The organism is Paenibacillus sp. FSL H8-0079 (assembly GCF_037991315.1).
In the GTDB taxonomy this organism is placed as follows: domain Bacteria; phylum Bacillota; class Bacilli; order Paenibacillales; family Paenibacillaceae; genus Paenibacillus.
On record NZ_CP150300.1, the window covers coordinates 2,353,051 to 2,368,346 of the forward strand.

Consider the following 15,296-nt stretch of genomic DNA (forward strand, 5'->3'; position numbering starts at 1 on the left):
CTAGTTTGGCGAAGAAAGTATACGAGATGAGGTTCCAGCCAGGTATAGGTGATCGTATTGAACAAAAAAACTTGACGTGAATTCGTAAGGATTGGGTTCCATGGATAAATATTACTTCATAATTTGTATTTAAGCACAATGGATGTGATTTTTCTTTACACATGAGGTCTGGACTCATATAATCGTAACAATATATTTTTTTGGGATCGTTTATTAAAGGAGGAAACCATATGAACAAATCATCTTTTGAACGGCCGCTTATGGCCGATTGTGTACCGGATCTGGTCGCTACAGCCCGGGGAGATCTACCAGCGACTTTGGTCATTAAGGGAGGTACGCTAGTGAACGTGATATCGGGTGAGATTTTGCCTGAGATGTCCATAGCTGTACAAGGAGCTCGTATCGCTTATGTCGGCAAAGATGTAAGCCACACTATCGGAGAACATACGCTGATTATTGAAGCGAACGGCAAGTATATCGCTCCTGGTTTGCTGGATGGACACTGCCATATCGAAAGTACACAAATGAAAGTAACCGAGTTTGCGAGAGCAGTATTGCCTTCAGGCACGACCGGAGGTTTCTTCGACCCACATGAGATCTCCAACGTGCTTGGTCTCAAAGGACTGAGATTGATGCTGGACGAAGCACGGACCACTCCGATGGCTGCGTATATGCAGGTGGCTTCCTGTGTGCCTTCCACTCATCCGGGACTAGAGACAACGGGTGCCTATATAGGGCCTGAAGAGGTGGCTGAGGCTCTTTCCTGGGGTCCGGACATGATTGGCCTTGGGGAAGTGATGAACTTCCCTGGGGTCGTCTACGGGGACGAGACGATGATCGGTGAGATACAGGCGACTCTGCGGGCAGGCAAAGTGGCAGACGGTCACTTTACCTGGGCAGCAGATGACTGGCGTCTGCCAGCTTACGCAGCGAGTGGCGTAACAGGGGATCATGAATGTGTGACCAAGGAAGATGTGGTCGAACGTCTGCGACTCGGGATGTACGCGAAGATGCGCCAAGGTTCGGCATGGCATGATGTGGCTGAGACGATCAAAGCCTGTACCGAGCTTGGATTGGATACACGCCGGATGATGCTGGTGACTGATGACCGAAGCTCTGAATCGCTGCTCAAAGAAGGACATATGGACTTTGTTGTTCGTCTGGCAATCTCCCAAGGCGTGAAGCCGGTCACGGCTTTCCAAATGGCTACCATTAACACGGCTGAGCGCTTCGGGGTTGCGCGCGACATTGGTGCGGTTATTCCGGGCAATATAGCCGATATTATTCTGCTGGACGGTCGTCTGGCGGATGTACGTGTGGGGATGACGATTGCTGCCGGGCAAGTTGTGGCCGAGAATGGGAAAATGACGGCGGTCTGGGATAGCTTCACGTATCCTGAGGAAGCACTGAACACGGTGAAGTTGGAAGCTAATATTCAGCCAGAGGATCTGGAGCTGGCTGCACCCATCACAGAGGGTACGATTGGTGCCAAAATCATTCATGTGACAGAGAACCATGTGGATACGAAGGAGAAACACCTGCCTGTTACAGTGCAGAACGGCAAGGTTGTGGTTTCAACTTCAGGGGAAGTATGCAAAATCGCGGTATTGGAGCGTCACAAACAAACCGGCAATCGCGCGGTTGCGCTGGTTGGAGGCATTGGCTTCACATCGCCTGCAGCGATTGCGATGACGGTTGCTCATGACAGTCACAACCTGTTAATTATCGGTAATGATGATGCCCTGATGTCCGAAGCCGGTAATCGTGTCATTCGCATGCAAGGTGGGGTAGCCGTGGTAACAGCTACAGGTGTAACTGAATTCCCGCTGCGGATCGCAGGTTTGATGTCAACCGAGTCTTTCGAAGTGGTTGCAGCCCAATCGGCATCAGTCAGTGAAGCTTTACAATCCGCAGGCTGTACGTTGAATAATGCATTTATGACACTTTCCTTGTTGGCGCTGGTTGTAATTCCAGAATTGCGTTTGTCTGACAAGGGGCTCGTGCGGATTTCTGCAGAAGGCATTGAACTGGTGTCCCTTTTCGATGAAGTGGTGGACGGTACACCGGTAACTCCATCGGGTAATGAATGAACGGAAATGTTGACTAGAGCATTATTAAATCGAGATACATGCAAAGCCGCCTAAGGGCGGTTTTTTTGTGCTTTTATGGAGAAAACGCTTTCTAGGTCTTCTGGGGCTTGGTTTACATATGGCAATAATGACTGAAGTCGTGAAGAAAGTGGGGTTAATTTATATAATAGCTGATATTTGTGACTTTTGAACTATACATACAGAACTGTGAATTCCCGAAATAATGTTATATGATTCTTTCGTCGTAAGTCTTAGAGATGATATTGCATATAGAAGCAATCCAAATTCGTCGTACTTAAATAAGTCTCCATAAAATGAATATGAAACGACACAATTTCATCCGGATTTGCACGTCAGAGCTGATAATTTCAGAGGGAGTGTACAAATATGAAAAGCAAAAGAGGTTACCGTTTTATCTTATTACTCAGTTGTTTGATCCTGTGTGCGAGTACAGCCTATACTTCGAAAGCCGTTGCTATTGGTTCTGTGGATAGTTATGAAACGATTCATGGGAACCTTGATGTGCCGGTAAGAGCGACGTGGGTGTGGGATACAACCCAGATTCGAAGCAACCCTCAAGAAGTATTGAATTTTGCGACAACGAACAAGATTAATACAATCTATCTGCAGATGAACCGGGATGTGAAAATTCCGGATTATAAAAGCTTTATCCGTCAGGCGAGAGCCAAGAATATTGCGGTTGACGTTATGGATGGAAGATCAGCCTGGGGGCTGACGGAAAGTCGGGAACAGATTGCTTCCTTCTTAGACTGGATCGAAGCGTATCAGGCAGAGGCTCTGCCTAATGAGAAATTTGCTGGTATTCATCTGGATATTGAGCCACATGTGCATCCGCAATGGAAAATCAATCAGGCTAGTGTGATCACGCAGTGGCAAGGCAATGTGGAGTATATTGTTGGCAGAGCATCACGGATGAAGATGCCGGTAGCCGCTGATCTGCCTTTCTGGCTGGATAACTACAAAATTCCGGGTTCAACGATGGCGGTTAGCAGCTGGATGATCCGCAAATTTGACTCCATCACCATCATGGCGTACCGCGATACAGCGGCTGCGATCTATAGTGTAGCGAAGGATGAGCTTGCAGAAGCGGCTCTGCTTGGCAAGACGATCTCTATAGCCGTGGAAACGAAGCAAAGTAAGGAAGGCGACTTCATTACCTTTTATGAAGAGGGATCTACTTATATGGAAGCACAATTGAAGTTGGTCGAAAAAATGGCTTCAGCACATGCGTCCTTTAACGGGTTCTCCGTGCATGAATACACTTCATGGAAGACAATGAAAAAGTGAGGCAATGTTAAGCTTCAAAATTATAGCTCTGATAGCAGCGAATGAGATGAGTTCTAACTCAGCTAAAGTGGCTCAGATCAAAGCGTTATCTGACTCGTTCGCAGGAAAGTTAATAAAGAAGGTGCTTGCAGCTGATGAGCTGTGAGCACCTTCTTCTTCTATACCTGAACCAGGGCAGACTCCATGGCTACGTTCTCATAGAACATTTTGCGATACTGTGAAGGCGTAGTGGCTTTATGTTTTTTAAACGTAGTGATGAAGTAGCTTAGATGCTCAAAACCCACATCCATGGCGATATCGACAATTTTGTGATCCGTATTCTCAAGCTGAACACAGGCCTGTTGCACGCGGTAATAGTTAATGTAATCTACAGGGGTTTTCTGCACCATCTGTTTGAAGAAACGGCAGAAATGTCCTTCGCTCATATTGGCCTCATCGGCCAGTTCTTTCAGCTTTAATGGTTCGGGATAACGCTTGTGGATATAGCCGAGCACGGATTTTAGCCGCTCTACCTTGTCATGACTCCCTGTAGCCACAGTGCCTTTGAGCGGGGCAGGTCTCATATGTTCGAACATTCGGGCAAATACGAGATATAGATACGCTTTCGTTGACATTTCACACGTTTCTGTTCTGGCAGCATGGTCCGCGAATATGCGTTGCAGGTGATCCAGAATTTCTTGTCCCCAATCCTCATCTGCTTTGATATGAAAAGGGGGAATCACGGTTTTGCGAATCAGTGGACCGATGAATTTCTCCTGTACCGCATCGAAAGTGCGGCTGCCGAGCAGCTCGGGATTAAACACAATAGAAGAGAATACACAGGGAACATTGCCCTTTAGATAACCCGCATGAATCTCACCTCGATTGATGAAAATGGCTTCTCCAGCTTGAACCTCAACGGTGTTCATATCAATCTGAAAGACGGCACAACCTTTGGTAACCATAGTGAACTCCATCTCATCATGCCAATGGCAATCGAGAATGCTATCTCCATTGAGTTGCTGGATATCCGGGTACACACTGACTGGATACATGGCATTGCCGTGAATTCGGTCTTCCCGTAATCGTTCACGTTCCATATCAACGCCTCCTTTTACTTCATTATTAATGTAATCGTTTCCAAAGTTTGGTGTTGATGTTCAAGAATCGGATGGTTAATATCAAAATCGTGATATATTTGGTCAAAATAAGAGAAGAAATTCATTATTAATATCAATATTATTATAGTATAACCAAAGGGGGAAAGAAAACATGAAATTTACTGATGGATTCTGGATGACTCGTGAAGGGTACCAAATTCAAAACCCGACTGACATTCGTGATATTGTGCAAAAAGATAATTCTTTGACCGTATATGCGGCAACTAAATATATTCGCAGCAAAGGCGACACGTTGAACGGTACATTGCTTAAAGCAACATACAGCTCACCTATGCCTAACGTTATTCGTGTAACCTTGAATCATCATAAAGGCGGAGTGAAAAAAGGGCCTGTATTTGAGCTTAACACGCAAGATGCAAACGTTGACATCTCGAAAAATGAACAAGGTGCAGTTTTGAAAAGCGGCAACCTGGAAGTTCAAATCGACAAAACAAACGGTTGGGACGTCAGCTTCCTGTATGAAGGAAAACGCATTACAGGTAGCGGTCAAAGAGCAGCTGGTTATATTACAGGTCCGAGCAAGGAAGCGTACTTCCGCGAGCAGCTTGATCTCGGTATTGGTGAATATGTTTACGGACTCGGTGAGCGCTTCACGCCGTTTGTTAAGAATGGCCAAATCGTCGATACCTGGAATGAGGACGGCGGTACAAGCAGTGAGCAGTCCTATAAGAACATTCCGTTCTACTTGTCCAATAAAGGATATGGTGTATTTGTAAACCATCCTGAACGCGTATCCTATGAGATTGCATCCGAGAATGTATCCAAAGTGCAGTTCAGCGTAGAAGGAGAGACTCTGGAGTACTTCATTATCGGTGGTGACAATCCGAAGGATGTACTTGATAATTATACGAAATTAACAGGTAAACCAGCGCTTCCACCGGCATGGACATTTGGTCTTTGGCTGACAACATCATTCACAACCGATTATGATGAAGCAACGGTTAACCATTTCGTAGATGGCATGGCTGAACGTGATCTTCCGCTGTCTGTATTCCATTTTGACTGCTTCTGGATGAAGGAATATCAATGGTCTGATTTCGTATGGGATGAAGCGATGTTCCCGGATCCGGAAGGCATGCTTGCACGTCTGAAAGAGAAGGGTCTTAAAATCTGTGCCTGGATCAATCCATATATTGCAGAAAAATCCTACTTGTTCGATGAAGGTATGGAGAACGGTTATCTGGTGAAAACAGCGGATGGCAGCGTATGGCAATGGGATATGTGGCAAGCAGGTATGGCTCTGGTTGACTTCACGAATCCGGATGCTGTGAACTGGTATAAGAGCAAGCTGGAAGTCCTGCTTGATCAAGGTGTAGATTCATTCAAGACAGACTTCGGCGAAAGAATTCCGACAGATGTCGTGTACTTCGATGGCTCTGATCCGGTTAAAATGCACAACTATTATACACAGCTCTATAACAAAGCTGTATTTGAATTGCTTGAAGAGAAGATTGGCAAAAACGAAGCTGCCCTGTTTGCACGTTCTGCAACAGCAGGTGGTCAACAGTTCCCGGTTCACTGGGGCGGAGACTGCTCTTCAACATATGAATCCATGGCTGAATCCCTTCGGGGCGGCTTGTCGCTTGGACTTTCCGGTTTCGGATTCTGGAGCCATGATATCAGTGGTTTTGAAAGCACAGCGAGCCCTGATGTCTACAAACGTTGGGTACAATTTGGACTGTTATCTTCTCACAGCCGCCTGCACGGAAGTACTTCGTATCGTGTGCCTTGGCTGTTTGACGAGGAATCCGTGGACGTTGTCCGTGACTTTACCAAACTCAAAATCAGCCTGATGCCGTACCTGTACAATTCTGCGGTAGAGTCAACGGTAAAAGGTATTCCGATGATGCGCGCTATGCTGCTGGACTTCCCAGAGGACCCAACAACATACAGCCTGGATACGCAATACATGTTCGGTGATTCGATCCTGGTAGCTCCAATTTTCAACAAGGAAGGCGATGTGCGCTACTACCTGCCTGAAGGAACTTGGACGAACTATCTGACAGGAGCGAAAGTACAAGGTGGACGCTGGATCAGTGAAAACCATGACTTCAAAACACTGCCAATGATGGTTAAGCCAAACAGCCTGATCGCTGTCGGTGCTGTAGATAGCAAACCGGATTATGACTTTGCGGATGATGTCTCCTTGCACTTGTTCGAACTGGCTGATGGTCAAACGGCTCAAGCTGTGGTTGTGAACCAAGCTGCAGAACAGGAACTCACAGTTAACGTTACACGTAATGGTTCAGTGCTTGAAGTTCGTGCTGAAGGCGCAGGCAAACCATGGAACTTGGTGCTTCGCGGCATTGAGAGTGTATCCAGTGTTGAAGGTGGTTCCCAAGTGTCTGGTGCAAATGGGGTTGTCGTTACGGCAGCAACAGGTGCAACCTCGCTCACAATTCAACTGTAAAATGATATAGTAGAAGAAAGGACGGTGCCGCAAGGTGCCGTCTGTTTGTCTACCATGATAGGAGATTGAATGAAATGAGTACAATGAATTCGGGTTTGCACTGCACCATATCGTCAGAGATGCTGCACCACTTGGTGGATAATAATTTTGGAACCGCTACCATTGTGAAGAACTTTGCACTTCTGCAAGGTGGACTTTTTAATACAACTTATCGGATTCAGCTTGAAAATGCATCATATACGGATGTGATTTTGCGTTTGGCACCACAGCGGGGAGAGATGGTGGCCGGTTCTGCGAGTGATCCCCTTTTTTCTTTTGAACGCACCATGATGGCGGCTGAACCGGTCGTGTATGAATATTACCGTAACGCAGGCATTCCTGCTCCAAACATTATAGCCTGTGATGACAGCGGATCAATCATTCCGAGAACGTACATGTTTATGGAGTTTATCCCTAGTAAGCAGCTGGATCATTCATCAATTTCTGAGACAGACAAGGAGCGATTGTACCATCAGCTTGGCGCCTATACCGCCATCATGCATCAGATCGAGGGTGCATCGTTTGGGTGGCCGCAGGGGGACGGTTCAATTAAAGGCTCGGATCAATGGTCCGAGGTGCTGCACTCTTTTGCAGAAGAAACGGCACTTAAAGCAGCACAAGCCGAGTATATGCCAGGTGTGGGGGAGGAAATCACAGCTATCTTTATGAAAAATAAAGACTTATTCGATCAGGTGACCCGTCCGGTACTCGTTCATAATGACCTGTGGGAAGCCAACGTGCTTGTTCATGAGGAAAACGGTGAGCTAAACATTGCGGCCATCATCGACGGAGATCGTTCCATGTTTGCCGACAGGGAGTTTGAAGCCATATTGTCAACGGAATCGGTTGCTTTTCATGAGGGATATAATTGTGCACTCGATCCATCTGCTGAAGGACAGGCACGCAGGCTTGCCTATCGAATACTGTCATCGTATTTCAATGCTTACGTTCATGAATATCAGGTCAATCAACCTGAAGATGGTCAGAAGTATCGCCAGCGCACGCTGGATTTACTGGAGCAATGGAAGCAACTTGGACACAACTAATTTGTAGGAGGAATGAAGGATGAAGGAGTACTATCAATATCCGATGTGGGATGCGTCACTTTCACTTGAGGCACGGTTGGATGACCTGATTACACGATTGACAACGGAGGAGAAAATTCGACTAATCCCTACTCGCGAAGCAGCTGTGCCAAGACTGGGCATTCCAGCCTACAACGTTGGGGGTGAGGCCGCACACGGGGTGGCGTGGAAAGGGGAGGCAACGGTATTTCCGCAACCTCTCGGTCTATCGAGTACCTGGAATACGCGGCTCATGCGGGAGATTGGTTCTGTCATTGGCGATGAAGCGAGGGCATACCATCACCGTGATCCTGAAGTTCACGGGTTAACATTATGGGCACCTACAGTTGACTTGGAACGTGATCCACGCTGGGGTAGAACGGAGGAGGGATACGGGGAAGATCCGGTCCTCACGGGAGAGATGTCGGCAGCACTCGTCAAAGGCATGCAAGGAAATGATCCTTTTTATCTGAAAATGGTCGCTACATTGAAACACTTTTTTGCCAATAATAATGAGAAAGATCGGCTGAATTGTTCATCCAGTATCGATCCGCGCAATCTGCGTGAATATTATTTAAAAGCATTTGAGACGCCGTTTGTGGAAGGCGGAGCCTTGTCCATGATGACAGCTTACAATTCTATTAATGGTACACCTGCCATTGAAAGTCCATACGTGAATGATGTGGTTAAGGGTGAGTGGTCGATGCCTGGGTTTATTGTATGTGATGGTGGGGATCTGTCTCAAACGGTGGACTATCACGGGTACCATACCAGCCATGCCGAATCAGCAGCAGGTGCGTTGAAGGCAGGGGTGGACTGTCTCACAGATGAAGTTGATCTGGTCGTATCTGCTCTGGAGGAGGCTCTTGGTTGGAACCTGTTGGAGGTAGCTGATCTGGATCGAGCGATCCGCAACATCTTCGGTGTTCGAATGCGACTTGGACAACTGGATCAGTCGGGACTTAACCCGTATGCGTCTATACCCGAGTCGGTATTATGTGCACCAGAGCATGCCAAACTCAGTTATCGTGCTGCTGCTGAATCGATTGTTTTGCTCAAAAATGACGGCTTGCTTCCCTTGCAACCAGAAGCATTCCAGAAGATCAGTGTCATTGGACCACTTGCGGATGTCGTCTATACCGATTGGTATAGCGGGACACTACCCTATCGTGTATCCGTCCTCGATGGATTGCGTAATCAGCTACCTGAAGCAGATGTGGCCTATGTCGATGGGAATGATCGTATTGGTCTGAAGACAGTAGACGGACAGGTTATTACCCTTGGTGCGGAAGGTACACTCGTGGCTGTACAGGAGAACAGTACACCTGCAGCCGAGTTCGTGCATCAAGATTGGGGCTGGGGGAGTCATACGCTGAGAAGTGTGAACAATAATCGATATGTAAGTTTAACCGAGCAAGGCATCTATCAGGCGAACGCACCAGAGATCGGTGGTTGGTTCGTGAAGGAAGTTGTACAATTCGATCCTCAAACGGACGGAAGCAACACATTGCGGACGTGGAATGGTATTCCCGTTGGACTGAGCCAATATCAGGGACATTCTGCTTTATCACCAGTACCGCCGCAGACAGAACAAGCGACCGGTACAACTCCGGATGATAACGGTGACTCTGGACGCACAAGTCAATCACCAAGCAACACACCCAAATCTGCAGCCTTCGAGATCGACATCGTGACACGCGGAATAGAACAAGCCGTAGAAGCGGCACGAAATAGTCAGGTATCTGTCGTTGTTGTCGGTAATAGCCCATACATCAACGGCAAAGAGGAAATTGACCGACCAAGTCTGTTGCTTCCGCCGAATCAGGTCGAGCTTGTTAAAGCTGTGTGCGAGGCTAATCCTAATACGGTGGTTGTCATTATGGGTAGTTATCCATTTGTCTTGCAGGAGTTGAAAGGTATTGCCCGGGCAATCGTATATATGACACATGCAGGTCAAGAATTGGGGAACGCGCTTGCAGATGTGTTGTTAGGTCACTATGCCCCGGCAGGCAGATTGAACATGACATGGTATGAAGATGAATCCCAGCTCCCTGACATGATGGACTATGACATTATTCAGAATGGCATGACCTATATGTATCATGAAGGGCCGGTTCAATATGCATTTGGACATGGTCTGACCTATTCGGAATTCGAATACGAGGCGATTCGTGTAAGTCGTGACACTACGGCGGAAACCACCACCACAGATCAATTGAAGATTGAAGTAGAGGTATACAATAAGGGTGAACGTGACAGTGATGAAGTCGTTCAGATCTATGGATCTTCACATACCTCGCGTGTGAAACGCGCTCAGAAGCAATTGCTTGCTTTCCGTCGTGTTCATGTCAAAGCAGGGTCGCGTATTACGGTACGTTTCGAGGTTCCTGTTCAGAAGCTGGCGCTATGGGATGTTACCCGAGATCGATACTGCCTGGAGACAGCGACCTGGGCCATCCTTGCAGGGCGTTCTTCCGCAGATATACGCCAGTCGGCTGATATTGAGATTGAAGGTGAGACGATTCCTGATCGTCCGCTGCACTTGCTTACCTTTGCCGAGAATTATGATGCTTGTGCAGATGTTCTGTTGGATGAATGTCTGGAAGGACGTTCGGCAGTTCGGGCAATCACTCGGGAAGAACCCTTATATCGAGATGGTCAGTCATCTTGGATCTCTTTCAACCATAATGCTGTTCAGGAACTGCACGGATTTGAAGCCAGAGTTGCAGCCTTTGGGGAAGCGGGGATACTGGAGATTCGTTCTGGAGGACCGGAGGGCGATCTGATTGGTATGTGTGAAGTTTCCGGACCTGGAGGCAGTGTGAATGGGAAAGATATCAAGTGGACAACAATTCAGTGTTCGATTGAGGCTCCACATAAGGTGAATGAACTGTATATTATTTTCAAAGGTGGAGCAGCGTTACGGCACTTTAGGTTGTTGTAGTTGTAAATATTGAACCAAAGGAGCTGTCTTGCACGAATGCGTGCAGGCGGCTTCTTTGTGTGAACAAGCGGTAACATCCAACATGTCCTGCATAATCAACCTCCGAAACAAGCACAATAATGCTGTTGTGTGTAGAATCTGTAAAGGTGGTTGTGGTATGAACGATAAAAAGTGGGACCTTGTCGCACTTGCTTCCATCCCTTTAATTATGACCTTGGGTAACTCCATGCTAATACCGATCCTGCCACAGATTGAACGTGAATTGAAGGTATCTGCATTTAAGGTCAGCATGCTCATTACAGTCTACGCCGTCGTTGCCATCCTTCTTATTCCTCTCGCAGGTTATTTGTCGGATCGTTTCGGCAGAAAAGCAGTGATCATTCCCAGTCTTGTCATTGCAGCCGTCGGAGGTGCTGTGGCTGGTGTGGCAGCATGGATGCTGAACGGAAACATAGCCTACTGGACCATTCTGGGTGGCAGGTTCTTGCAGGGAATAGGCGCAGCCGGCGCATTTCCTATTGTCATTCCATTGGTTGGAGATATGTTCAAAGATGAGAACGAGGTAAGTAAAAGCCTGGGAATCATCGAGACCTCGAATACGTTTGGTAAAGTCATAAGTCCGATTCTGGGTGCAGCGCTGGCGGTCTGGTTGTGGTATGCGCCATTTATGGCTATCCCTGTACTTTGTGTGCTTTCGTTGATCCTGGTTATTTTCTTGGTCAAAACACCCAAGAAAAAAGAAAAACCGCCTACCTTTACGGAATTCGTGGCTTCCATTCGTGACGTACTGAAAGAAAAGGGACGCTGGTTGTATGCGCTGTTTGCAATCGGCGGTATTTGCATGTTTGTCATTTTTGGCGTGCTTTATTACCTATCCGAGACGCTCGAAAGCGAATTTGCCTTGAAAGGTGTTCTTAAAGGGCTTGTTCTTGCTATTCCGCTGGCAGCGCTATGTCTGTCTTCATTTCTGGCAGGGAAGTGGATTGGCAAGAACAAAACGCGAATGAAATGGCTTGGCTTCACAGGGCTTGCGCTTCTGACGGTATCCCTTGGCGTTATAGGTTTATTCGATAATATCTATGTTGTAGTAGGTCTTTTCACATTGGGAAGTGCCGGAATAGGTGCAACGTTGCCGTGTCTGGACGCCTTGATTACAGAGGGAGTGGACAAGAAACAGCGGGGCACGATCACAGCTCTATTCAGCAGTATGCGCTTCATTGGCGTATCTCTCGGTCCACCTGTGGTGTCTTTGCTAATTGGATCTCATCATTTTCTGCTTTTTGGTGTGCTCGCCGCTTCTGGTGCAGTGGGCGGATTACTCACTTTGTTCGCAGTCAAGCCAGATCACGGCGACCAACCTACTTCAGGAAGCGAGCCAAAACAGGATGAAACACCTATGGATGTGATCGAGACGAGTAGAGGGTATGCTCCAATAGGTCGCAAAAAAAGTCCATTCTAGATAGAAGGTTTCTGATAAGCCATGTTCATTCCAATGTTGCCTTAAGGTTAAACAACCGAATCTGTTCCGATAAAAAAACGCGTTTACGCCAAAGAAAGCAGATATTTTTGCTTTCTCGGTGTAAACGCGTTTCTCGTTTCTATGAGTAGAATGATTAACCAATCATTCGTGTCTGCTTTTATTCGGATGGCTCCCTTCAGTGTTGCTGGTTCCAGATTGTGAATTCTTGGATTGATCTTGGTCTGGCTCATGTTCCGTTGCAGGGATATGAGTATGAGCGAGCAGTGCATGAGGTTCAATGGAGAAGCTGCCGCTTCGTTTGCCCTGAATCAGATATATAAGCAAGAACAGAATCATGAACATCACGGAGTAACGATACATATCGGTATAACTGGTTATGGACGCAATGGCACCGAGCAGAAGTGCGCCAGTTGCAATACCCAGATCGAGCGAGTTTAGAAACATACCGTTAGCCATACCCCGCTGAGAAGGAGATACAACCTGAATCATCCAGGTCTGCAGAGACGACTGCATGGAACCATAGCCAATCCCGTAGATAAAAGCAGCAATGAACAGGGTGGACATGGAGGTTGCGTATGAGAGCAGAATGAGCCCGATAGCAATAAATATGGCCCCTGGAATTAACAGTGCTTTTGGACCTTTGTTATCATAGATTCGTCCTGCAAATGGTCTAACCAGTAGCACAGCGAGTGCATTGAACAAAAAGAACAGCGCAGGATTGGCCAGATTGGCCTCCTTACCATACAAGACGATGAATCCGACAAGCCCGCCATAGGTGATGGACAAAAGGCAATTCAACACACTGGGCAGAATCAGCTTGCGGTTGAAAGGCGTCTTCTGCTTTGGTTGCGAACCTGAGGCACTTGCTGTAGCCTGTGGCATAATGGTCGCACTGTTATCGGTTCTGGCAGCTTTTTTGCGTGTCAGCGTATAACTCAGTGGATAGATGACAACGAGGACACCCGCAGTACATAACATCAGGGTTATGAATCCTGCACCCTGGAGCAGAGTGACCCCTATAATTGGACCCATAGACATAGCCAAGCTAGTCGAGAGCCCGAAGTAACCCATACCTTCACCCATTCGTTTAACGGGCACAATGTCCGAGGCCATCGTTGGAAAAGCGGTACTACTCATACCAAACCCGATACCAAACAACATTCTCAGCAACAAGAGCACAGCTATACCCGCAGCAAAATAATAGCCGAGCGTTGCCAGCAGGGCTATGGACAGGCCTATATAAATCATGGCGTTACGAAGGCCCTTCTCTAGTGCTTTGGCGGAATAAAGACGGGCTGCAATGGCACTTAGTGCAAACAGACAGGTGAAGAGACTGACCTCAAACGCATTCGCGTGAAATCGTTCCTGAACGTAGGACGGAAGTGGAGAGACGATCATGTGCAGCTGCAAGAATAGCAAAAAGTTGCACAGCATTAGCAGAATAAAATCGGTGGTCCAGAGTCTAACTTGTGTGGATTGTTCTTTCATGATGATGTATTCCCCCTGAGTTGTGATTCATTACAGATTGCGGTTAATGAGGGAAAGAGTATGTTTAAATGCTTCCATCTGGTCTTCCGATACACCTTCAGCAAGTTCTTTATTCATTTCTCTTTCGATCGGAACGAGGATATCAATTAACGCTTTGCCTTCCTTGGTGAGATATAACAGATAGGCTCTGCGATCCTGTTCGCTGGTCCGGCGTTCTACCCAACCCTTTTTCTCAAGCAGATCAATAATCCGGGCAGTGGTGGGTTGGTCTTTGAAGACACGTGCAGCGAGCTCCTTTTGATTCACACCTTCACCTCGGTCAACATTAAAAAGGACAGAAAATTGCTCTGTCGTAATATCATAAGGTTTGAATCGCGTTGCAAGTAAAGCTGATGCTTTACGATGTGTGAAACCTAGCATGAATCCAACAGATTGCTCCAGTGTATAATCCATGTAATTGTGAGACCTCGCTTTCCGTCATAAAAATGTTCCAATCAATTAGTTGTTATAACAACTATATGGCAAACAAGTATTTTTGTCAAAATGAAATATTCTCATATCGAACCAACGTGTACGCTGTGCAATGATCCAAAAATACTGTTAGAATAGTAATGAAACCGCTCCTATGGAATCAATGTCCAGAGTGCTTCAAGAATGGAGAAAACCAATTCGCTCTAACCGATGTTGGAGATGACCAAGGAGAGCTGTGCATGCTAAAAAATATTCCTGCAATAATCCCTCCGGAGTTACTCAAAATCATGTCTGAAATGGGGCATGGAGACGAGCTGGTTCTGGCTGATGGCAATTTCCCGGCAGCCAGTCATGCCAAGCGACTGGTACGCTGTGATGCATTGGGAGTCGTTGAACTATTGGAAGCCATCCTGCAATTATATCCACTGGATACCTATGCCGAGCGTCCCGCTGCTGTCATGCAGGTTGTGGAAGGGGATCAGGTGATCCCGATCATATGGGAAGACTACCGCCGGTTGATTGAAGAATACGAAGGCATTACGGATGCGTTCGATCATGAAGATCGATTTGATTTTTATGAACGTGCTTCGCGTGCCTATGTGATTGTTGCAACTGGTGAGCGCGCGCAATATGCCAATCTGATTTTGAAGAAAGGCGTCATTTTCCCCGATGCTGATCCTGGTCAGGAACAGCAAAATGCTGGATCGAACTCGAACTGAAGAATTAGGGCGACGGAGCAGCAGATGCTTTGGTCGCCTTTTTATTTTTATTTTTGCCAATACGAAGTCAATATAACAATTGTACTTAATTTCCATGGACTCGATAAGCAAGATGCAAATTGG

General features: G+C 46.9%; 10 protein-coding genes. 7 read left to right on the forward strand and 3 right to left on the reverse strand.

Annotated features, from left to right (window positions below):
- The first annotated feature begins 230 nt into the window (after positions 1-230).
- Together MHI06_RS10685 and MHI06_RS10690 are read left to right on the forward strand one after the other, a co-directional pair.
- Positions 231-2,090: an adenine deaminase C-terminal domain-containing protein gene (locus MHI06_RS10685; protein ID WP_340401442.1), complete on the forward strand. Its 1,860-nt coding sequence runs from the start codon at positions 231-233 to the stop codon at positions 2,088-2,090.
- A gap of 387 nt (positions 2,091-2,477) precedes the next feature.
- Positions 2,478-3,398 (forward strand): hypothetical protein, encoded by a 921-nt coding sequence (locus tag MHI06_RS10690; RefSeq protein ID WP_169478556.1) that lies wholly within the window; start codon positions 2,478-2,480, stop codon positions 3,396-3,398.
- Positions 3,399-3,556: 158 nt separating this feature from the next.
- On the opposite strand, the gene MHI06_RS10695 is transcribed toward MHI06_RS10690, so the two are convergent.
- Positions 3,557-4,477, reverse strand: a complete 921-nt coding sequence (locus MHI06_RS10695) for an AraC family transcriptional regulator (RefSeq protein ID WP_340401443.1) — start codon at positions 4,475-4,477, stop codon at positions 3,557-3,559.
- A gap of 172 nt (positions 4,478-4,649) precedes the next feature.
- On the opposite strand from MHI06_RS10695, the gene yicI reads away from it, so the two are divergent.
- The 4 genes from yicI to MHI06_RS10715 all read left to right on the forward strand — a co-directional run bounded on the left by yicI (position 4,650) and on the right by MHI06_RS10715 (position 12,474).
- The gene (yicI, locus tag MHI06_RS10700; RefSeq protein ID WP_340401444.1) at positions 4,650-6,968 is read left to right on the forward strand and encodes an alpha-xylosidase; all 2,319 of its coding nucleotides are present in this window, start codon (positions 4,650-4,652) and stop codon (positions 6,966-6,968) included.
- Between the two features lie 74 nt (positions 6,969-7,042).
- Complete coding sequence (locus MHI06_RS10705) at positions 7,043-8,053, forward strand: aminoglycoside phosphotransferase family protein (RefSeq protein WP_340401445.1); 1,011 nt, start codon at positions 7,043-7,045, stop codon at positions 8,051-8,053.
- Between the two features lie 19 nt (positions 8,054-8,072).
- Positions 8,073-11,015 carry a glycoside hydrolase family 3 C-terminal domain-containing protein gene (locus MHI06_RS10710; protein WP_340401446.1) on the forward strand — a complete coding sequence of 981 codons (2,943 nt, stop codon included), beginning with the start codon at positions 8,073-8,075 and terminating at the stop codon, positions 11,013-11,015.
- Positions 11,016-11,172: 157 nt separating this feature from the next.
- The gene (locus MHI06_RS10715) at positions 11,173-12,474 is read left to right on the forward strand and encodes an MFS transporter (protein WP_340401447.1); all 1,302 of its coding nucleotides are present in this window, start codon (positions 11,173-11,175) and stop codon (positions 12,472-12,474) included.
- A 162-nt stretch (positions 12,475-12,636) separates the two neighbouring features.
- Here MHI06_RS10715 and MHI06_RS10720 read toward each other — a convergent pair whose 3' ends face one another.
- Together MHI06_RS10720 and MHI06_RS10725 are read right to left on the reverse strand one after the other, a co-directional pair.
- A complete protein-coding gene (locus tag MHI06_RS10720; protein WP_340401448.1) occupies positions 12,637-13,983 on the reverse strand; it encodes an MFS transporter in 1,347 nt (448 codons plus the stop codon).
- Positions 13,984-14,013: 30 nt separating this feature from the next.
- On the reverse strand, positions 14,014-14,436 hold the full coding sequence (locus MHI06_RS10725) for a MarR family transcriptional regulator (protein WP_340401449.1): 423 nt from the start codon (positions 14,434-14,436) through the stop codon (positions 14,014-14,016).
- Between the two features lie 257 nt (positions 14,437-14,693).
- Here MHI06_RS10725 and MHI06_RS10730 point away from each other — a divergent pair, with 257 nt between their 5' ends.
- Positions 14,694-15,173, forward strand: coding sequence for an RbsD/FucU domain-containing protein (locus MHI06_RS10730; protein ID WP_340401450.1), 480 nt, complete (start codon positions 14,694-14,696; stop codon positions 15,171-15,173).
- The last annotated feature ends 123 nt before the right edge of the window (positions 15,174-15,296 follow it).